Genomic DNA, 20,157 nt, shown 5'->3' on the forward strand with positions numbered 1-20,157 from the left:
CTACCCGCTTCTCCCGCAGTAGTCTCCGACTTGTGCTACAATCAACAGCCAAATATGTACCATCATTAAAAATTATTCTTTAATACATCCAACATATTAAGTATAAAGGGGAAAGCATGCCTACGTATAGACATGCTTTCATTTAAATTGTTTATTTTAAATTATCCCAGCTGTTTTGGAAGCGTTGTAAAACAGTGTCGTAGTCAATTCTGCCAGCTGCGTATTCTTGTATAGTTGAAGCAAACTCTTTGTTTGCTCCATCTGGCCACATAAACCAAGTCCAAGGTACTGTTTTATCTTCTTTGGAGTATTCTAAAATGGACTGTCCTAATGCTCCTAATCCAGTTGGTTCAATGTTAGAGAATGCAGGAATAAACGCAAATTCCTCTGTAATGTAACGTTTTCCAGTTTCAGACGAAACCATCCAATCTAAGAACAACTTAGCTTCTTCTATGTTTTTAGATTTTTTATTAATTGCCCAGTTGTTAGGTACACCTACTGGTAATCGGTCTGCTTCAGATCCATCACTTAATGGAATAGGTAAAAAAGCCATATTGATGTCTGGACTAATTTCATAAATCATATTTTCCGTCCAGTTGCCTTGTTGAAGCATTGCAGTTTGACCAGATGCAAATAACGTAACTTGTGAATTGTAGTCTGTCGTTAATGGATTGCTATTAGCAAATCCGATTTCAGCATCTAACACTGCTTTAAAATTTTCAAAGTGTTTATTGCCTACCATTGATTCAGTGCCGTTATAAAGACCTTCAATAAAGGCTTCAGGATCATCTTGTTGTGCAAAAGGAATGTTTAATAAATGTTGTCCGATTACCCACCACTCTGCATAACCAGCGGAGAATGGAGTAATGCCGCTATCTTTTAGTTTTTGTGATGCAGCTTGCAATTCTGAAATAGTTGTTGGTGCTTTTGTAATACCAGCTTGCTCAAATAAATCTTTATTATAAATGAAGCCATATCCTTCAAGGTTAACTGGCATACCGTATAGCTTTCCATCTTCACCTGTCATCGGTACTTTCCCGATTGGTAATAAGTTTTTCACCCAAGGTTCATTCGATAAATCAGCTAAGTGCTCTTGCCATAACTCCAACTCTTTAAAACCACCATTGTTAAAAATGTCTGGCTCTTCTCCAGAAGCAAATTTAGCTTTTAACGCAGCTCCGTAATCTGCTCCTCCCCCTACCGTTTCAAGCTTAACTTTAATAGTTGGATGCTCATCTTCAAACTCTTTAATCATCTTTTGAAGATCGTCTGCAATTTCTACTTTAAACTGAAAAAGGTTTAATGTTACAATATCGTCCTTACTACCTGGCTTATCATTATTACCAGGCGATGTAGTATTATTCGAACAACCCGCAAAAATACCAACTAACAATAATAAGGAAATCATAACTAAAGTAATACGCTTCATTTCCATATACCCCCCGTGTTTTTTTAACTAAGAAACTTTATATAAAACAGAATTAGCTATTCCTTGTACTAATTCCTGTTTATACCTACTTTATAGAACCTGCAGCAATGCCTTTAATAATATGTCTTTGTAGGAATAAGAAGAAAACGATAACAGGTGCGATACCTAACACTAATGCTGCAAGCCCCATATCCCACTGCTTTGTATATTGAGCAAAAAATGAACTAGTAGCAAGAGGAATTGTCCTTAATTCAGGACTTTGTAGAACCAGTAAAGGTAATAAGTAATCATTCCAAATCCATAAAGTATTTAAAATAATGACTGTAATTGTTATTGGTTTTAGTAATGGGAACACAATTCTCCAAAATACCCCGAATTGACTACAACCATCCATCTTTGCCGCTTCCTCAATTTCGATAGGCACCGATTTCACAAATCCATGATACAGAAATAATGAGAGTGGTACTCCAAACCCAAAGTACATTATGACAAGACCTGGGATACTATTCACTATTCCTAATGTCCCACCAAGCTTCATCAATGGAATCATGACGGTTTGAAAAGGTATTACCATTGCCGAAACTATTATTATGAAAAGAATCTTGTTAAATTTATTTGGTGTTCTAACCATTTTCCAAGCTGCCATGGAACTGATGATAACTATCCCAATATTACTTGCAACAGTTATAATTAACGAGTTCCAGAATGCCCGGGGAAAGTTTATAATGTTCCATACTTTTGAGTAGTTAGAGAATAGTACTTCTTTAGGCAAAGCTGCCGCATCGATCAATATTTCAGCAAAGCTTTTTACTGAGTTAATGATGACAAAATAAAACGGAATGAGAAACAGAATGGCAAGTAAAATGCCGAGTATTTCTAAAAGGAGGGTTTTCTTCGTATACTTCTGATTCATTACGCTTCAACCTCCCGTTTTTTCGTTATCATAACTTGCACCATTGTAAATACAGCTACAACAAGGAAGAAGATAATTGATTTCGCTGTACCTAATCCATAACGGTTATTTTGAAATGCTTCTTGATAAATGTTAATGGCAACAGACTGTGTGGAGTTAAATGGACCACCGCCAGTTAGTGAAATGTTAAGATCGAAAATTTTAAATGCCATAGAAATTGTAAGGAAGAAACAAATAGTAAACGCAGGCAATATTAACGGGATTATTATTTTGGTTATAACGGTTAAATTGGAAGCTCCATCAATTTTTGCTGCTTCAATTAACGTGTTATCTACTCCTTGAAGTGCAGCTATATAAATGACCATCATATATCCACTAATCTGCCATGCAAAAACAATGACAATTCCCCAAAATGCCGTAGTTTCATCCCCCAGCCAAGGTAACTTGAAAAATGACCAGTCTGTCAGCTCTCCTACTGCTGCAAAACCTCTTACAAAGATAAACTGCCATATGAAACCTAATAATAATCCTCCAATTACGTTAGGTATGAAGAATACTGTTCTTAACAAGTTTCTAGTTTTTAAAGCAGTATTTAATAAAAGTGCTAAACCGAAACCTATTCCGTTACTAATAATAACGGCTGCCAACATAAATCTTGTTGTAAAAAGAAAGGAATTAAAAAAGTTCGAATCATTCGTTAATATTCGTTTATAGTTTTCAAATCCTACCCATTCCACAACAGAACTTACTCCATTCCATGAAGTAAAGGAATAGTAAACACCCATAATAAATGGAATGATTTGAATGACAAAGAAAAATAGTAAAGCAGGCCCTACAAATGCTAAGTAGGAGAGTATACTTTTCCACTTTATTTTTCTTCTGACTTCATGTGATGTTTGGAGTTTCTTTTCTAATACTGTTTTATTTAGTTTTGGACTAGGATCCATCTTTTGTTCACCGCCTATTATGTAACCGCTTTCTTTCATTATAAAAAGAATGTTTAATAGATGGGGTGATTTTATTGATATAAAAGGGGGAATATTTTGATAATTTTGTTTAATAGAAGAAATTCAAAATACTTTGTAGAGTTTTTGATCCACTTTTTACTCTTTTTGCTACACCTATCCTAACTTATGATACACATGAACAGATCTATTAAAATTTAAGCACTATGTAATTTCTGGATGTCATAATTTCTTCACACATTCCATTCACATTATTTAAACGTTAGGATATAATATAGATAGTCTGTAAACATGTACATTAGTCTGAAGGAGGATTTACATATGGGAATTGGTGGATTCTTAATTCTAGGTGTTTGTTTAACTTTCTTAACAGCTATCTTCACTGCTGGATATAACGGACAACCTGGTACAAACAAAAAATAATAATATTAATAAATAAAGGGCTGTGATGAAAACCATCACAGCCCTTTATTTATACTCTTATTCTTCTGGAAACTCTAAAGAAAGGTTTGGATAATCTTGTTGGCGAAGCGCTTCATAAACTAATATTGCTGCAGTATTAGACAAGTTTAACGATCTTACGTTAGTAGTCATCGGCAAACGCAAGCAATTATCTAGATTATTTTGAATTAAGTCTTTTGGAAGCCCTGTTGTTTCTCTTCCGAAAACAAAGAAGTAATCTTTTTCTAAATTACTATAGTCAAAAGAAGTATGTGGCTTCATGCCAAACTTTGTAATAAAGAAGAATTCTGCCTCTTTATTTTTCTCAAATAACTCATCTAATGAGTCATAGTATACAACGTTTACAAATTCCCAATAGTCTAATCCTGCTCTTCGTAACATTTTATCATCAGTTGAGAATCCTAAAGGTCTAATTAGGTGTAACGTTGTATTAGTAGCTGCACAAGTACGTGCAATATTCCCTGTATTTGCTGGTATCTCTGGTTGATATAAAACTACATGTATTCCCATAATAGTCACCTCATCTGTTACTACAATTATTCACTATACAACAATACATCTATTCATTAGGATAAGCAATATTATTTTTTAACCTATGATGTGAAAGAATTTATATTTAATGTTAGGTGTATACGCTGTTGAGTCTTCGTAAGCCCAATACCTCATTCTACTGTTGGATGTGTGTGCATTCACTAGTGGCATGCCATCTTGGTCTTTAGCTACTACAAATGTATTATGATCGAACCTTCCATCACCTTGAAAATCATAGCAAATAACATCTCCGGGCATAAGTTCCCGTGCTGAACCTACTTCCTTTGACCTTAATCCTTGTTTTGCTTTCGGTAAATACCACCTTAATGCATGGGCAACGGACCAGGAGAAACTCCAATTTTGACTCCGCATCCACCAACCACTATTTCGGTTTGGATATCCAACCATTATTGCACCACCTGCATTTAAACATTGCGAAACATAATTAGTACAATCTACTTCAAACTTCTTAAATTGCGGGTTATAACTGTTCCACCATCTCTCCGCATATTTAACTGCCTCTAAGCGGTTATATTTAAATCTAATATCTCTTTCTAAAGGCTCTTCTTCCATTGATGGTAAAAGCTCAATATCATTTCCTTTTCCTTCATCTGATAGTAATATATCTCGATACAATTCCCCTTCAATAATTTCTGCTTTTCTGTGTACTACTTCTTCCTCTAAATAAAGCTTGTTCTTATGATTGATTAAATAAGTAATGTACAGTTCATAGTTTGCAACATGTTTTCCTTCTTCATTTTCAATGGAAGCTATTCGTCCCTTCGCTTTACACTTAACAATTTCAGCCCCTCTAGCCTCATGCATAGCCTTTTTAGCGATAATCGTATCTTCTACCATAATATAGCGTCCAGTTCTATTACTTTTGTATACATAGTTCTCTAATAAACCTTCTATATGATTTCTTAATAGCTCTTTGTACATGAACTTCCCCTCCCAACATACTTCTAATCTTAAATGTATGAAGGAAACATGTATTACATGTGAAACGTATGAGTTTGATGTAAAGAAAAAAGAGATGTTAAATACATCTCTTTGACTTAGTTCATTGCTTATTTTTAATGATAGAAATACCGTTTGTAATTTCTTCTAAGACTTTCTCTTCTTTTTCCACTAGTAATGCTTTTTGAAGATTTTCTATTTCTTCAAAACCACCTATTTTTGCTATTGCCCAAGCAGAGGTTCCACGGATTACTGGCCTAGTATCTTTGAATAGTAGCTCATATAAAATAGGTAAGGCTGATTCATCTTTAAAATGCGCAAGTGCTATAATGGCATTTCGTTGTATTGGTTTTTTTCCTCGCCAAGAACCGGATACATGTCCAAAATTATCTTTAAACTCTCGATTTGAAATAGTTAACAACGGTTTTAACTTTGGTTTTGCTATCTCTGGATTTGGTTCCATTTCTACATGAAGGTGGAAGTCTTTTCCTTTATTTTCAGGACAAACAGTCTGACAAGTGTCACAACCATAGAGTCTATTACCTAACTTTTTACGATATTGCTCAGGAAGAAATCCTTTTGTTTGTGTTAGGAAGGCAATGCACTTATTCGAATCCAATTGTCCACCTTGAACAAGTGCATCAGTAGGACATGCTTCCACACATTTATTACACTCTCCACAATTGTCTTCTATTGGCTTATCCGCTTCAAAAGGTATATTTGTAATAATTTCTCCTAAGTAAACGTAAGAACCAAATTCAGGCGTAATAATCGAACAGTTTTTGGCACTCCATCCTATACCCGCACGCTCAGCAACAGCTCGATCGGATAGTTCTCCAGTATCAACCATAGATTTTAACATTACTTGAGGAACTTTTTCCTTTAAAAAAGATTCTAACTTTTCCATACGATCACGTAATATGTGATGATAATCTTTGCCCCACGATGCTCTACAAAAAATGCCTCTAGGATCCTCTTTTGTACTTCGAGGTGCGTTCTTCATTTTAGAAGGATAAGCTAATGCAATGGCAATGATAGATTTTGCACCTGGAAGTAAAATGTCTGGATTTGATCTTTTCTCTATATCTTCTTCTTCAAAGCCTGATTGAAACTTATTTTCTTGCTGAATTTTTAATCGTTCTTTTAGTTCACTAAATGGCGATGCACTAGCAAACCCAATTTTATCAATTCCAATTTCTTTACTATATTTTACAATCTCGTCTTTTAATATAGAAATATTCATAACCTACACCTCCTTATTTTTAATGTAGTGAAAACTTATGATAAACTTTAAGTGGAGTTAATTTCTTCATTACAATTCGTTTATTGAAACAATTAATTTGAAAGGATGTTTCCATTTGCAATTCAACATAAATTCATCTATAAAAAATATTTTACCTGATTTTAAGATTGGTATCATACATTATGAAGATATCACAATTTCTGATTCTCCCCAAATGCTCAAAGGTAGGATAAGGTTATTTCAGGAATCTTGTCACTTAGACTTGCTTGAGCAAGAAGTTACCTCTATTTCTGGTGTTCAAGAATGGAGAAAGCTTTTCAAACAATTAGGTAAAGACCCGAACCGTTATCGTCCTTCCGTAGAAGCATTATATAGAAGATTGAAAAAGGCGCAATTCTTACCTTCTATAAATTCTTCTGTAGACCTAAATAACTTTTTCTCCCTTAAATATGAAATTCCATTTGGTATTTATGATTTAAATAAAATCATAGGAAATGTTGAATTTAGTATTGGAACCGGAAATGAAACTTACGAGGGGTTGAATGGGAACATAGTTAATCTACAAAACTTAATACATAGCGTTGATCAGGTTGGCCCTTTTGGTAGTCCTTTTATTGATAGTAAAAGAACACCTGTAACTACTGAAACAAGACAAGCTATTCATGTTATATACTTAAAACCTTCTATGAATACTTCTGAAGCCAGAAACATGCTTAATAGCATTGCTAGTATGTTTCAACAAGTTCATGGTGGTACATATGAAGTTAGTATTATTTCATAATCTGTGAAGGAATTACTTCCTTCTCCTTTTTATTTTTCTCTGATCATACTAGTTCTTCAAAGTATTCTTTTACATATGGAAAAACGCAATACTTCGTTTATAAAAACGAAACACTGCGTTGGTTAATATGTATGGAGCGGGTGATGGGAATCGAACCCACGACATCAGCTTGGAAGGCTGAGGTTTTACCATTAAACTACACCCGCATATTTTGTCGAAATTTGTCGACTATTTGACAAAAATATATAACAGGTTTTAGACCTGTTACAATGTTGTTCATGATACCGATGGTCGGGGTCGAACCGACACTCCAGAAGGAACGCGATTTTGAGTCGCGCGCGTCTGCCAATTCCGCCACACCGGCTTGACAGTATCTTATAGTTAAGTAATAAGTTTGTTTTTTAGGATGCTTATTTTCGCTTAGCGAAAAAAGCTTGGTGCCGAGGACCGGAATCGAACCGGTACGGTAGTCACCTACCGCAGGATTTTAAGTCCTGTGCGTCTGCCAGTTCCGCCACCCCGGCAAGGGTTAAGTGTTGGCAATATAGTGGAGGCGGCAACCGGATTCGAACCGGTGGTAAAGGTTTTGCAGACCTCTGCCTTACCACTTGGCTATGCCGCCTAATAAAATAAATGGAGCGGAAGACGGGATTCGAACCCGCGACCCCCACCTTGGCAAGGTGGTGTTCTACCACTGAACTACTTCCGCAAATGGCTGGGCTAGCTGGATTCGAACCAACGCATGTCGCAGTCAAAGTGCGATGCCTTACCGCTTGGCTATAGCCCAATGAAGTATTTCATATATATCTATCTATCTTTATTAGGTTGTTTTATAAATTTTATGGGGCGAATGATGGGAATCGAACCCACGAATGCCTGAACCACAATCAGGTGCGTTAACCACTTCGCCACACCCGCCATATTAAAATTTATTGGCAGGGGCAGTAGGAATCGAACCCACACCGGAGGTTTTGGAGACCTCTGTTCTACCGTTAAACTATGCCCCTATGATTAAAAATGTTACTGTTTTTATAAAAATAAGTGGTGGAGGGGGGCAGATTCGAACTGCCGAACCCAAAGGAGCGGATTTACAGTCCGCCGCGTTTAGCCACTTCGCTACCCCTCCGACTTAATGGTGCCGGCGATAGGAGTCGAACCCACGACCTACTGATTACAAGTCAGTTGCTCTACCAACTGAGCTACACCGGCATTATTATATTAAAATAAGTGGTGGCTCGGGACGGAATCGAACCGCCGACACATGGATTTTCAGTCCATTGCTCTACCAACTGAGCTACCGAGCCAAAATATGGCGGTCCCGACCGGGATCGAACCGGCGATCTCCTGCGTGACAGGCAGGCATGTTAACCGCTACACCACGGGACCTTGGTTGCGGGGGCAGGATTTGAACCTACGACCTTCGGGTTATGAGCCCGACGAGCTACCAGACTGCTCCACCCCGCGATAATATTATAGGTAGTTAATTTCACTAGCGTGAGTAAAGGAAGATTATTTTCACTAGCGTGAAAAAATCTTGGTGGAGGATGACGGGATCGAACCGCCGACCCCCTGCTTGTAAGGCAGGTGCTCTCCCAGCTGAGCTAATCCTCCATATAAAGGCTAGTTCTTTACATTGAAAAAAAGTTTGGTGACCCGTACGGGATTCGAACCCGTGTTACCGCCGTGAAAGGGCGGTGTCTTAACCGCTTGACCAACGGGCCGTTATATTAGATAGAATGGCGGAGAGCAAGGGATTTGAACCCTTGAGACGGCGTTGACCGTCTACACGATTTCCAATCGTGCTCCTTCGGCCACTCGGACAGCTCTCCATAATGGCTCCACCAGTAGGATTCGAACCTACGACCCTTCGGTTAACAGCCGAATGCTCTACCGCTGAGCTATGGTGGAATAAAGGATATATAGCCTGGCAACGTCCTACTCTCGCAGGGGGACAGCCCCCAACTACCATCGGCGCTGAAGAGCTTAACTTCCGTGTTCGGTATGGGAACGGGTGTGGCCTCTTCGCCATCATTACCAGACATTTTTCAAAGACAAATATTATTATAATATATCTTTGAAGAAAATCAAGTGTTTTTTCACACTTTTTTTATATTCCTTCAAAACTAGATAACATATTTTCATATCAAGAAAGTGATTGTATCGTTCTAATTTGGTTAAGTCCTCGATCTATTAGTATTCGTCAGCTACACGTGTCGCCACGCTTCCACCTCGAACCTATCTACCTGCTTATCTTTCAGGGATCTTACTAGCTTGCTCTAAAGGAAATCTCATCTTGAGGGGGGCTTCATGCGTAGATGCTTTCAGCACTTATCCCGTCCGCACGTAGCTACCCAGCTATGCCTTTGGCAAGACAACTGGTACACCAGCGGTGCGTCCATCCCGGTCCTCTCGTACTAAGGACAGCTCCTCTCAAATTTCCTGCGCCCACGACGGATAGGGACCGAACTGTCTCACGACGTTCTGAACCCAGCTCGCGTACCGCTTTAATGGGCGAACAGCCCAACCCTTGGGACCGACTACAGCCCCAGGATGCGATGAGCCGACATCGAGGTGCCAAACCTCCCCGTCGATGTGGACTCTTGGGGGAGCTAAGCCTGTTATCCCCGGGGTAGCTTTTATCCGTTGAGCGATGGCCCTTCCATGCGGAACCACCGGATCACTAAGCCCGACTTTCGTCCCTGCTCGACTTGTAGGTCTCGCAGTCAAGCTCCCTTGTGCCTTTACCCTCTACGAATGATTTCCAACCATTCTGAGGGACCCTTTGGGCGCCTCCGTTACTCTTTAGGAGGCGACCGCCCCAGTCAAACTGCCCACCTGACACTGTCTCCCACCCCGATTAGGGGTGCGGGTTAGAATTTCAATACAGCCAGGGTACTATCCCACCGACGCCTCCACCGAAGCTAGCGCTCCGGCTTCTCAGGCTCCTACCTATCCTGTACAAGCTGTACCAAAATTCAATATCAGGCTACAGTAAAGCTCCACGGGGTCTTTCCGTCCTGTCGCGGGTAACCTGCATCTTCACAGGTACTATAATTTCACCGAGTCTCTGGTTGAGACAGTGCCCAGATCGTTACGCCTTTCGTGCGGGTCGAAACTTACCCGACAAGGAATTTCGCTACCTTAGGACCGTTATAGTTACGGCCGCCGTTTACTGGGGCTTCGGTTCAAAGCTTCGCTTGCGCTAACCTCTCCCCTTAACCTTCCAGCACCGGGCAGGCGTCAGCCCCTATACTTCGCCTTGCGGCTTCGCAGAGACCTGTGTTTTTGCTAAACAGTCGCCTGGGCCTATTCACTGCGGCTCTCTCGGGCTTTAACACCCTAACAGAGCACCCCTTCTCCCGAAGTTACGGGGTCATTTTGCCGAGTTCCTTAACCAGAGTTCTCTCGCTCACCTTAGGATTCTCTCCTCGCCTACCTGTGTCGGTTTGCGGTACAGGCACCATTCTCCTCGCTAGAGGCTTTTCTTGGCAGTGTGAAATCAGGAACTTCGGTACTAAATTTCCCTCGCCATCACAGCTCAGCCTTTATGAGAAGCGGATTTGCCTACTTCTCAGCCTTACTGCTTGGACGCGCATATCCAACAGCGCGCTTACCCTATCCTCCTGCGTCCCCCCATTGCTCAAACGGAGTGAAGGTGGTACAGGAATATCAACCTGTTATCCATCGCCTACGCCTTTCGGCCTCGGCTTAGGTCCTGACTAACCCTGAGCGGACGAGCCTTCCTCAGGAAACCTTAGGCATTCAGTGGATGGGATTCTCACCCATCTTTCGCTACTCATACCGGCATTCTCACTTCTAAGCGCGCCACCAGTCCTTACGGTCTAGCTTCAACGCCCTCAGAACGCTCTCCTACCACTGTTCGTAAGAACAGTCCGCAGCTTCGGTGATACGTTTAGCCCCGGTACATTTTCGGCGCAGAGTCACTCGACCAGTGAGCTATTACGCACTCTTTAAATGGTGGCTGCTTCTAAGCCAACATCCTGGTTGTCTAAGCAACTCCACATCCTTTTCCACTTAACGTATACTTTGGGACCTTAGCTGGCGGTCTGGGCTGTTTCCCTCTTGACTACGGATCTTATCACTCGCAGTCTGACTCCCATGGATAAGTCTTTGGCATTCGGAGTTTGACTGAATTCGGTAACCCGATGAGGGCCCCTAGTCCAATCAGTGCTCTACCTCCAAGACTCTAACACATGAGGCTAGCCCTAAAGCTATTTCGGAGAGAACCAGCTATCTCCAGGGTCGATTGGCATTTCACCCCTACCCACACCTCATCCCCGCACTTTTCAACGTGCGTGGGTTCGGGCCTCCATTCAGTGTTACCTGAACTTCACCCTGGACATGGGTAGATCACCTGGTTTCGGGTCTACGACCACGTACTCATTCGCCCTATTCAGACTCGCTTTCGCTACGGCTCCGTCTCATCGACTTAACCTTGCACGGGATCGTAACTCGCCGGTTCATTCTACAAAAGACACGCTATCACCCAGGTTTTTTCCGAAGAAAAAACATAGGGCTCTACCTACTTGTAGGCACACGGTTTCAGGATCTTTTCACTCCCCTTCCGGGGTGCTTTTCACCTTTCCCTCACGGTACTGGTTCACTATCGGTCACTAGGTAGTATTTAGCCTTGGGAGATGGTCCTCCCTGCTTCCGACGGGATGTCTCGTGTCCCGCCGTACTCAGGATCCACTCAGGAGGGAACGAAGTTTCAACTACAGGGCTTTTACCTTCTACGGCTGACCTTTCCAGGTCGCTTCATTTACCCCGTTCCTTTGTAACTCCATGTTGAGTGTCCTACAACCCCACGAGGCAAGCCTCTTGGTTTGGGCTAATTCCGTTTCGCTCGCCGCTACTCAGGAAATCGCGTTTGCTTTCTCTTCCTCCGGGTACTTAGATGTTTCAGTTCCCCGGGTCTGCCTTCGTTACCCTATGTATTCAGGTAAAGATACTACTCCATTACGAGTAGTGGGTTTCCCCATTCGGAAATCTCTGGATCAAAACTCACTTACAGCTCCCCAAAGCATATCGGTGTTAGTCCCGTCCTTCATCGGCTCCTAGTGCCAAGGCATCCACCGTGCGCCCTTAATAACTTAACCTCGATATCGCGAATAGATATCTAATAAAGAAAATTTACTAAGATGAACGATACTTTTGATGTATCTTGACATTACTTATGTTATCTAGTTTTCAAAGAACATTTTTCGATAGCTTTTAAGCTTCGCATCTCTTCGTCAGCTCCTTCGTTCACATCCTCATTTACCCTTAAGTAAACTCCGGTGCTCACTCAGTCGCTTCCTCGACCTGCTCGCTTCAAACCTATCTCAAAGTTTGAAAGAGGAATGCTCTCTCAAAACTAAACAAAACAACAAGCGTATTATTCCTTAGAAAGGAGGTGATCCAGCCGCACCTTCCGATACGGCTACCTTGTTACGACTTCACCCCAATCATCTGTCCCACCTTAGGCGGCTGGCTCCTAGGCACAACTTAACTTCCTATCATAATTATAAGAGGCTAAGTTGTGCCCAGGTTACCCCACCGACTTCGGGTGTTACAAACTCTCGTGGTGTGACGGGCGGTGTGTACAAGGCCCGGGAACGTATTCACCGCGGCATGCTGATCCGCGATTACTAGCGATTCCAGCTTCATGTAGGCGAGTTGCAGCCTACAATCCGAACTGAGAACGGTTTTATGGGATTGGCTCGACCTCGCGGTTTTGCTGCCCTTTGTACCGTCCATTGTAGCACGTGTGTAGCCCAGGTCATAAGGGGCATGATGATTTGACGTCATCCCCACCTTCCTCCGGTTTGTCACCGGCAGTCATCTTAGAGTGCCCAACTTAATGCTGGCAACTAAGATCAAGGGTTGCGCTCGTTGCGGGACTTAACCCAACATCTCACGACACGAGCTGACGACAACCATGCACCACCTGTCACTTTTGTCCCCCGAAGGGGAACGCCCTATCTCTAGGGAAGGCAAAAGGATGTCAAGACCTGGTAAGGTTCTTCGCGTTGCTTCGAATTAAACCACATGCTCCACCGCTTGTGCGGGCCCCCGTCAATTCCTTTGAGTTTCAGTCTTGCGACCGTACTCCCCAGGCGGAGTGCTTAATGCGTTAGCTGCAGCACTAAGGGGCGGAAACCCCCTAACACTTAGCACTCATCGTTTACGGCGTGGACTACCAGGGTATCTAATCCTGTTTGCTCCCCACGCTTTCGCGCCTCAGCGTCAGTTACAGACCAGAAAGTCGCCTTCGCCACTGGTGTTCCTCCACATCTCTACGCATTTCACCGCTACACGTGGAATTCCACTTTCCTCTTCTGCACTCAAGTTTCCCAGTTTCCAATGACCCTCCACGGTTGAGCCGTGGGCTTTCACATCAGACTTAAGAAACCGCCTGCGCGCGCTTTACGCCCAATAATTCCGGACAACGCTTGCCACCTACGTATTACCGCGGCTGCTGGCACGTAGTTAGCCGTGGCTTTCTGGTTAGGTACCGTCAAGGTACCGGCAGTTACTCCGGTACTTGTTCTTCCCTAACAACAGAGCTTTACGACCCGAAGGCCTTCATCGCTCACGCGGCGTTGCTCCATCAGACTTTCGTCCATTGTGGAAGATTCCCTACTGCTGCCTCCCGTAGGAGTCTGGGCCGTGTCTCAGTCCCAGTGTGGCCGATCACCCTCTCAGGTCGGCTACGCATCGTTGCCTTGGTGAGCCGTTACCTCACCAACTAGCTAATGCGCCGCGGGCCCATCTGTAAGTGATAGCCGAAACCATCTTTCAATAAAGAACCAGGAGGTTCTTTATATTATCCGGTATTAGCTCCGGTTTCCCGAAGTTATCCCAGTCTTACAGGCAGGTTGCCCACGTGTTACTCACCCGTCCGCCGCTAATCTGATAAAAGCAAGCTTTTATCAGATTCGCTCGACTTGCATGTATTAGGCACGCCGCCAGCGTTCGTCCTGAGCCAGGATCAAACTCTCCGAAGAGTGTTTGAGCTTATGCTCATTTTGTTGCTGACTAATGTCAAATTAATTGTTTATTGTTAATCTTAAAGATTAACTTACACGCTGTTGTTTTGTTTAGTTTTCAAAGAACATTTTTTAACTAATCGCTCAGAAGCGACTTTATTAATATAACACACTGATCATTTTTCGTCAACATGTTTTTTCTTTCTATTCACTTTCGATAACTCGTATCTCAGCGACGTTTATTAATATATCATGGAAAAAAAAAAGAGTCAATAACTTTTCTGAAATAATTTTTAAAGTTTTTTATGGATAGAGTTTGATTAATCTCTATCCATATAAAACTTCTATATCACTATATATCTTCTATGATATACTCCTGTACCTTTTGTTTCTATTTTTGCAACTTGAATCATCTTTTTCTCTACTAGGTACTCAAGCATCACACTCAAATCCACTGAGTATTTGGATAGCTCTGGATGGTGAATCATATCATTATAAGACCATACGTCAGTTTTTGTTTTCAAAATCTCTATCATATGTTGTGCGCCTATTTGTGTTCTTGTATGGATTAAGAATTCACTCGCTAAAAATAATAACTCTATTCGTTTGTCTATTGATTCATTACCTTCTATTAATTCTTGATATAACTTATAAATTTGCGGCTCAATTTGTTTGACTTGATTCCATACTGTTAGTTCAGGGTGGAAGCCATGTTCAATAACAGAAAGTCTAGCTAAATGATGCAAAGAATGAACAATGTGATTGTAAGCATCTAGTGAATGCTTTGAATCAAAGAAGTCTTTACCTTCTAAGTATCTTCTAATTAGTTTAGCAAACTCTAAACCAATCTTCATTTTTCTTTCTTCAATTGGAAACTCATCTAATCTTTCTCTAAGGTTATAAATAAATTCATTACGATCAAACAACACTTTACCATTTGTTAACCAATCAATTATTCTACGATTCGTACCTAGCATGACCCATTCGTTTAGCTTTGATTCTTCTACTATGAAGAGAGCCGCTTTTTTGTCTTGAAGCTCATAATGTTTTACAAATAATGAGTCTTCTAACTCCTTTACAATCATCAGTAGGATAACATCAAATTTATCAGTATTAGGACTTATCGGATTTCTTTTCTCTATCATTAATATTCCAAGTGTGTTAGATTGACTTGCACGCTCTTGGTATATTGGACGAAGAAGATCTTCCATTTTATTTATCACTCCAAGAAAACAGTTTATACGATTTTATTCGACACAATTCTATTGAAACCTTTTTTTCATTTGAATTTATTCCATTATTTCGGTTCGGTTAATTAAAACGAATAAAAATAGTAATATATAATAGTAGTAGATTACTATCTAAGTTTAAATGGAATATTCTTTTATTAGTTATACGTTTTCATTATGTACTCAATTATTTTAATATAGATTTGTTTCTTAAGCCATTTTTATTTTTTTATGATATTATATCAAATTAGGAGGGATTATCTTGGCTCGCAAATATTCAAGTAAAATAAATAAGATTAGAACTTTTGCTTTATCATTAATCTTTATAGGTTTCTTCATTATGTACATTGGCATTTTCTTTCAAAGTAACATGTTAGTAATGACAATTTTTATGTTACTTGGTTTATTGGCTATTGTTGCTAGTACGGTTGTTTATTTTTGGATTGGAATGCTATCGACAAAAGCCGTTCAGGTTGTTTGTCCAACATGTGGTAAACCAACGAAAGTTTTAGGTAGAGTTGATATGTGTATGTACTGTAATGAAACACTTACACTTGACCCTAGTCTTGAAGGAAAAGAGTTTGACGAAAAATATAATCAAAAAAAGAAGGATGGCAGGTAATAGATACCTTCCATCCTTTTTAATGCGCACCTTTGTCGCACTCCGGACAAATCCCATATATCTCCATACGATGACGACTAACTTTAAATCCAGTTACGTGAGCAGCTAATGCCTCTACTTCATCTAAACCAGGATAGTGAAAATCGACTATCTTACCACAACTATCACAAATAAGGTGATAATGATCTGTTGTAACATAATCAAAACGACTTGAATTATCTCCATATGTTAATTCTTTTACAAGTCCTACTTCTTTGAAAACTCGCAAGTTATTATACACAGTTGCAACACTCATGTTAGGAAATTTACCTTCAAGTGCTTTATATATATCGTCAGCTGTAGGGTGTGACATAGATTGAATTAAATAATCTAATATCGCATGACGTTGTGGAGTTATGCGAACTCCAGTTTGTTTCAACGTTTCAAGCGCTTCTTTCAATTGTTCGTTTGCCACCGCCATGCACCTCACTTTTCTATAAGATTTCTTACTTTATAATATTTATAAATAGTCTACTATGTTATTCATATTTTTGTCAATTTTTTTACGTGTTGTTAAAGTGCGTTTCATCTTGTATTACCAAACAGAATGTTTAGCAATCCGAAACTCATTTCGCCTTCATTAAAACGCATTTATAACCTACTTTACTCTATGTTTTAATCAAAACAATCAAACCTCAGGACGCAATTCAGGTTCCGCTTTTTTTACTTGAGCATTTACGTACCTACCCGCAACAAATAAATAGTCTGACAACCTATTCAAGTAAGATAAGACGTTAGGGGAAATACCATCATGAATGCTTACTGCACTTCTTTCAGCTCTTCTGACAATCGTCCTTGCACAATGAAGAGTAGCTCCACTTTTGGATCCACCAGGAAGAATGAAGTTTTTTAATGGTGGTAATACCTCACTTAATGTATCCATTTCACTTTCTAATTCTTTAATATGATCATCCGTTAATTTCCACTTCACTTCTTTACCTTGTGGTGTTGCTAATTCTGCTCCAACATGGAATAGAATGGTTTGTATTTTTAATAAACACTGAACAAGCAATTCTTTTTTTTCAAAGTTTTCTTCATCTAAATAGGAGATAGCTAATCCTATCATTGAATTGGCTTCATCACATGTACCGTAAGCTTCTACTCGTTGGTCATTTTTGTTCACTCTCTGACCATATACTAAAGAAGTTTGACCTTTATCTCCTGTTCTAGTGTATATCTTCATCTTAATATCCCCTCTCGACATCAATACGATTTATATAATTATCGTCTTGTTTTAAGTAACATTTTAAATTGTTAGCAAAAATATTCAGCGCTCTTGGTTGGTAATTTTGTGTGATACTTGATATATGAGGTGTTACCGTCACATTATCCATTTTCCAAAGGGGATGACCTTTTGGAAGTGGTTCGGTTTCAAAGACATCTAATACAGCATGAAATATTTCGTTTTTAGTTAGTGACTGTATTAATATATCTTCTTTAACTAAATCTCCTCTTCCAATATTAATAAATATTGCACTTTCTTTCATTATATTAAAATGATGTTTATCTATAATGTACTTCGTTTCGTTTGTACTTGGTAAAACAGAAACAATAAAATCACCCTTTTGTAACGCTTCTTCCAAGTGTGACATTTTATATATTTCGTCGAAATAGTCTACTGGCTTACCACTTCTATTTACCCCAATCGTATTTATATTAAAAGCTTGTGCAAGTTTGGCAATTTCAGTTCCTATCGCACCTGCACCTATAATCGTTATTGTTTTCCCACTTAGTTCTGTTGTAGGAACCTTTCTATTCCATTCCTCTTCCATCTCATACTTTATTAACGTTTTAACTGACCTAGTCACTTGTAAGATCATTGCTAGTGTATATTCAGCCATCGGTACGCCATGAATACCTTTTGCATTTGTTACTAATATATTTCTTTCTTTTATTTCAGCGAACGGTAATTTTTCCACTCCAGCGGATGCAACCATAATCCATTTTAGTTTGCTTGCTGTAGAAATATCCTCGGAAGTTAAGTCTGTTCCATAAGTAAGAATGACTTCAGCTGTTGACATAGAAGTTGCAGGTACTTCTTTTATTGATTTATAAAACTCAAATGTAACATTCGGAAAATCGTTCTTCAAATCTTCTAGTAACTTTTCTTCTCTTATTAAAAAGGTGGAAACAACTAACACTACCTCATCCCCTTTGCGATGTTTCGTTCTTCATTTTTATACGTTTGTTTATAACATCATATAAAAAAAACCGCCTACCTGTCCAAAAACAAGCGGGCGGTTTTTTAATAAATTTATTATCCAGGATAGTTTATCGGTGCACCAGGTCCTAGTGGAACCCCCGTCAACATCCATACAATCAACATTACCATCCATACAATCGAGAAGAAGATCGAATATGGAAGCATTGTAGAAATTAATGTACCGATACCTACTTTTTTATCGTACTTTTGCGCAAAGGCAATTACGATAGCAAAGTATGGCATTAACGGTGAAATTACGTTTGTTGTAGAATCAGCTAGACGGTAAGCTAACTGTGTTAATTCAGGTGAGTATCCTAAGTTCATCATCATTGGTACGAAAACAGGTGCCATAATAGCCCACTTCGCAGACGCACTACCGATGAATAAGTTGATAAAACCAGCTACGACAATAAAGACTAAGATTAGCATAATGCTACTAAACATATTTTCGCCTTGGAAACCTACACCTTGAATAAATTCCGCGCCATTAACAGCCATAACTGTTCCTAGTTTTGTTTCATTAAAGTAAGCAACGAACTGACCAGCTACGAATGCTAATACGATGTACGCACCCATAGTAGCCATTGTTTCTGACATTTGGTTCGCAACGTCTTTGTCGCTCTTAATGGACTTAGTGATAATTCCATAAACTAAACCAGGTACGAAGAACATTATTAAAATAATCGGTACTAACGTTTGGAAGAATGGAGCTTCTAAAATTGTACCTTCTCCACGTAATGGTCCCCATGAAGGAACTACTAATAACGCTAATACTGCAATTGTGCCAATGAATGCAAATAAAGCAGCCCATAAACCTTTTTTCTCTTCAGGTTTTAAGTAACTTACTTCGTGTTCATTAAATGAACCTTTGTACGTACCTAAACGTGGTTCAACGATTCTATCTGTAACGAATGTACCCACTATTGTTAAAACAAATACGGAAGCTACCATGAAATAATAGTTCATCATGTAGTTCATTCCAGCAGCATATTCTGGGTTAACCGTTTCAGCAGCTTGGATGGTTAGCCCACCTAGTAGTGGATCTAATGATGTTAGTAAAAGGTTAGCACTGAATCCAGCTGATACACCAGCAAAAGCTGCAGCTAGTCCAGCTAAAGGATGACGACCAAGTCCTGCAAATAATACAGCACCAAGTGGTACTAATACTACATAACCAGCATCGGCAGCCATACTTGACATAATACCACCAAATACTAGAGCAGCTGTCATTAACTGCTTTGGTACAGAGGTTACTAAGCCACGTAACGCGGCACTTATTAAGCCAGAACGCTCAGCGATACCAATACCGATCATCGTTACAAGTACTGTTCCTAGTGGAGCAAATCCTGTGAAGTTCTTTACAGCACTTTCAAAGATATATTGTATACCTTCTTTACTCATTAAGCTTTTAACTTGAAGCATTTCACCTTCATTAATTGGGTCTTCCACTTGCACACCCAGTTTTGCGAATACTCCTGATAAAATAATTACTAATAGTGCAAAAATTGCAAACAACGTAACGGGATGTGGAAGCTTGTTACCAACACGTTCGATACCATCTAAAGAACGCATTAATATACCACGCTTCTTATTCTGCGTTGTATCCATTAGGTTTACCCCTTTCTCAATCTCGCCAATTTTCAAAAAATATATTTAAAAAACCAGTTTTCAGTATAATGTATAACAGTTTCTCGCGGAAGGGGTCTGTTAAAATACAGAATTGGTCTTTTTTTCGAAAAATTAACCCTTTTTTGTTAATAGTACATAGAAGGCTTTCCACACAAGGGT

At 39.8% G+C, this 20,157-nt stretch carries 13 protein-coding genes, 17 tRNA genes and 3 rRNA genes; 2 read left to right on the top strand and 31 right to left on the bottom strand.

Going from position 1 to position 20,157, the window contains the following annotated elements:
- Window positions 1–151: 151 nt before the first annotated feature.
- The 6 genes from CDZ89_RS16165 to queG form a co-directional block, all read right to left on the bottom strand.
- A complete protein-coding gene (locus CDZ89_RS16165; RefSeq protein WP_096155458.1) occupies window positions 152–1,429 on the bottom strand; it encodes an ABC transporter substrate-binding protein in 1,278 nt (425 codons plus the stop codon).
- A gap of 85 nt (window positions 1,430–1,514) precedes the next feature.
- A complete protein-coding gene (locus CDZ89_RS16170; protein WP_096155459.1) occupies window positions 1,515–2,342 on the bottom strand; it encodes a carbohydrate ABC transporter permease in 828 nt (275 codons plus the stop codon).
- Window positions 2,342–3,289 (bottom strand): carbohydrate ABC transporter permease, encoded by a 948-nt coding sequence (locus CDZ89_RS16175; RefSeq protein WP_096155460.1) that lies wholly within the window; start codon window positions 3,287–3,289, stop codon window positions 2,342–2,344. The genes CDZ89_RS16170 and CDZ89_RS16175 overlap by 1 nt, the downstream gene beginning before the upstream one ends.
- Before the next feature lie 498 nt (window positions 3,290–3,787).
- On the bottom strand, window positions 3,788–4,279 hold the full coding sequence (trmL, locus tag CDZ89_RS16180) for a tRNA (uridine(34)/cytosine(34)/5-carboxymethylaminomethyluridine(34)-2'-O)-methyltransferase TrmL (RefSeq protein WP_096155461.1): 492 nt from the start codon (window positions 4,277–4,279) through the stop codon (window positions 3,788–3,790).
- A gap of 78 nt (window positions 4,280–4,357) precedes the next feature.
- Window positions 4,358–5,242 (bottom strand): amidase domain-containing protein, encoded by an 885-nt coding sequence (locus tag CDZ89_RS16185; protein WP_096155462.1) that lies wholly within the window; start codon window positions 5,240–5,242, stop codon window positions 4,358–4,360.
- A gap of 121 nt (window positions 5,243–5,363) precedes the next feature.
- Entirely contained in the window at window positions 5,364–6,503 is a 1,140-nt protein-coding gene (queG, locus tag CDZ89_RS16190) for a tRNA epoxyqueuosine(34) reductase QueG (protein ID WP_100334003.1), read from the bottom strand.
- A gap of 115 nt (window positions 6,504–6,618) precedes the next feature.
- On the opposite strand from queG, the gene CDZ89_RS16195 reads away from it, so the two are divergent.
- Entirely contained in the window at window positions 6,619–7,284 is a 666-nt protein-coding gene (locus tag CDZ89_RS16195; protein ID WP_100334004.1) for a B3/B4 domain-containing protein, read from the top strand.
- A 132-nt stretch (window positions 7,285–7,416) separates the two neighbouring features.
- Here CDZ89_RS16195 and CDZ89_RS16200 read toward each other — a convergent pair.
- The 21 genes from CDZ89_RS16200 to CDZ89_RS16300 form a co-directional block, all read right to left on the bottom strand.
- Window positions 7,417–7,490 (bottom strand) — tRNA-Gly (locus CDZ89_RS16200).
- 76 nt (window positions 7,491–7,566) lie between these two features.
- Window positions 7,567–7,648: transfer RNA gene (locus CDZ89_RS16205), tRNA-Leu, on the bottom strand.
- Window positions 7,649–7,719: 71 nt separating this feature from the next.
- Window positions 7,720–7,808 (bottom strand) — tRNA-Leu (locus tag CDZ89_RS16210).
- 24 nt (window positions 7,809–7,832) lie between these two features.
- Window positions 7,833–7,906 (bottom strand) — tRNA-Cys (locus tag CDZ89_RS16215).
- Window positions 7,907–7,918: 12 nt separating this feature from the next.
- Window positions 7,919–7,993: transfer RNA gene (locus CDZ89_RS16220), tRNA-Gly, on the bottom strand.
- A 3-nt stretch (window positions 7,994–7,996) separates the two neighbouring features.
- Window positions 7,997–8,071: transfer RNA gene (locus CDZ89_RS16225), tRNA-Gln, on the bottom strand.
- 55 nt (window positions 8,072–8,126) lie between these two features.
- Window positions 8,127–8,202: transfer RNA gene (locus CDZ89_RS16230), tRNA-His, on the bottom strand.
- Window positions 8,203–8,217: 15 nt separating this feature from the next.
- A tRNA-Trp gene (locus CDZ89_RS16235) sits at window positions 8,218–8,291 on the bottom strand.
- Between the two features lie 35 nt (window positions 8,292–8,326).
- Window positions 8,327–8,410 (bottom strand) — tRNA-Tyr (locus CDZ89_RS16240).
- 7 nt (window positions 8,411–8,417) lie between these two features.
- Window positions 8,418–8,493 (bottom strand) — tRNA-Thr (locus tag CDZ89_RS16245).
- A 19-nt stretch (window positions 8,494–8,512) separates the two neighbouring features.
- Window positions 8,513–8,588 (bottom strand) — tRNA-Phe (locus tag CDZ89_RS16250).
- A gap of 6 nt (window positions 8,589–8,594) precedes the next feature.
- Window positions 8,595–8,670, bottom strand: a tRNA-Asp gene (locus CDZ89_RS16255).
- Between the two features lies 1 nt (window position 8,671).
- Window positions 8,672–8,748 (bottom strand) — tRNA-Met (locus tag CDZ89_RS16260).
- A gap of 71 nt (window positions 8,749–8,819) precedes the next feature.
- A tRNA-Val gene (locus tag CDZ89_RS16265) sits at window positions 8,820–8,895 on the bottom strand.
- A 35-nt stretch (window positions 8,896–8,930) separates the two neighbouring features.
- A tRNA-Glu gene (locus CDZ89_RS16270) sits at window positions 8,931–9,005 on the bottom strand.
- A gap of 16 nt (window positions 9,006–9,021) precedes the next feature.
- A tRNA-Ser gene (locus CDZ89_RS16275) sits at window positions 9,022–9,113 on the bottom strand.
- A 4-nt stretch (window positions 9,114–9,117) separates the two neighbouring features.
- Window positions 9,118–9,192, bottom strand: a tRNA-Asn gene (locus tag CDZ89_RS16280).
- Between the two features lie 14 nt (window positions 9,193–9,206).
- Window positions 9,207–9,323: ribosomal RNA gene (rrf, locus tag CDZ89_RS16285) — 5S ribosomal RNA — on the bottom strand.
- 131 nt (window positions 9,324–9,454) lie between these two features.
- Window positions 9,455–12,404 (bottom strand): 23S ribosomal RNA (locus tag CDZ89_RS16290).
- Window positions 12,405–12,693: 289 nt separating this feature from the next.
- Window positions 12,694–14,294 (bottom strand): 16S ribosomal RNA (locus CDZ89_RS16295).
- Together the 16S, 23S and 5S rRNA genes with 17 tRNA genes alongside form the textbook arrangement of a ribosomal RNA operon.
- Before the next feature lie 326 nt (window positions 14,295–14,620).
- Window positions 14,621–15,487 carry a nucleotidyltransferase-like protein gene (locus tag CDZ89_RS16300; protein WP_100334005.1) on the bottom strand — a complete coding sequence of 289 codons (867 nt, stop codon included), beginning with the start codon at window positions 15,485–15,487 and terminating at the stop codon, window positions 14,621–14,623.
- 280 nt (window positions 15,488–15,767) lie between these two features.
- Here CDZ89_RS16300 and CDZ89_RS16305 point away from each other — a divergent pair, with 280 nt between their 5' ends.
- The gene (locus CDZ89_RS16305; RefSeq protein WP_096155466.1) at window positions 15,768–16,127 is read left to right on the top strand and encodes a YgzB family protein; all 360 of its coding nucleotides are present in this window, start codon (window positions 15,768–15,770) and stop codon (window positions 16,125–16,127) included.
- 19 nt (window positions 16,128–16,146) lie between these two features.
- Here the strand turns inward: CDZ89_RS16305 and perR are convergent, their stop codons facing one another.
- The 4 genes from perR to CDZ89_RS16325 all read right to left on the bottom strand — a co-directional run bounded on the left by perR (window position 16,147) and on the right by CDZ89_RS16325 (window position 19,977).
- Window positions 16,147–16,581: a peroxide-responsive transcriptional repressor PerR gene (gene perR, locus CDZ89_RS16310; RefSeq protein WP_176483759.1), complete on the bottom strand. Its 435-nt coding sequence runs from the start codon at window positions 16,579–16,581 to the stop codon at window positions 16,147–16,149.
- Between the two features lie 213 nt (window positions 16,582–16,794).
- Window positions 16,795–17,349 (bottom strand): cob(I)yrinic acid a,c-diamide adenosyltransferase, encoded by a 555-nt coding sequence (locus tag CDZ89_RS16315; protein WP_096155468.1) that lies wholly within the window; start codon window positions 17,347–17,349, stop codon window positions 16,795–16,797.
- A gap of 1 nt (window position 17,350) precedes the next feature.
- Window positions 17,351–18,307, bottom strand: a complete 957-nt coding sequence (locus tag CDZ89_RS16320; protein ID WP_096155469.1) for a D-2-hydroxyacid dehydrogenase — start codon at window positions 18,305–18,307, stop codon at window positions 17,351–17,353.
- A gap of 116 nt (window positions 18,308–18,423) precedes the next feature.
- Complete coding sequence (locus CDZ89_RS16325) at window positions 18,424–19,977, bottom strand: AbgT family transporter (RefSeq protein WP_096155470.1); 1,554 nt, start codon at window positions 19,975–19,977, stop codon at window positions 18,424–18,426.
- Between the last annotated feature and the right edge of the window lie 180 nt (window positions 19,978–20,157).

The organism is Bacillus alkalisoli (assembly GCF_002797415.1).
GTDB classification, from domain to species: Bacteria; Bacillota; Bacilli; order Bacillales; family Bacillaceae_I; genus Bacillus_CD; species Bacillus_CD alkalisoli.

Excerpts from the sequence above, each read along its gene's own strand:
- CDZ89_RS16165 (WP_096155458.1), bottom strand. The coding sequence starts at position 1,429 with ATGAAGCGTATTACTTTAGTTATGATTTCCTTATTATTGTTAGTTGGT.
- CDZ89_RS16170 (WP_096155459.1), bottom strand. The coding sequence starts at position 2,342 with ATGAATCAGAAGTATACGAAGAAAACCCTCCTTTTAGAAATACTCGGC.
- CDZ89_RS16175 (WP_096155460.1), bottom strand. The coding sequence starts at position 3,289 with ATGGATCCTAGTCCAAAACTAAATAAAACAGTATTAGAAAAGAAACTC.
- trmL (WP_096155461.1), bottom strand. The coding sequence starts at position 4,279 with ATGGGAATACATGTAGTTTTATATCAACCAGAGATACCAGCAAATACA.
- CDZ89_RS16185 (WP_096155462.1), bottom strand. The coding sequence starts at position 5,242 with ATGTACAAAGAGCTATTAAGAAATCATATAGAAGGTTTATTAGAGAAC.
- queG (WP_100334003.1), bottom strand. The coding sequence starts at position 6,503 with ATGAATATTTCTATATTAAAAGACGAGATTGTAAAATATAGTAAAGAA.
- CDZ89_RS16300 (WP_100334005.1), bottom strand. The coding sequence starts at position 15,487 with ATGGAAGATCTTCTTCGTCCAATATACCAAGAGCGTGCAAGTCAATCT.
- CDZ89_RS16315 (WP_096155468.1), bottom strand. The coding sequence starts at position 17,349 with ATGAAGATATACACTAGAACAGGAGATAAAGGTCAAACTTCTTTAGTA.
- CDZ89_RS16325 (WP_096155470.1), bottom strand. The coding sequence starts at position 19,977 with ATGGATACAACGCAGAATAAGAAGCGTGGTATATTAATGCGTTCTTTA.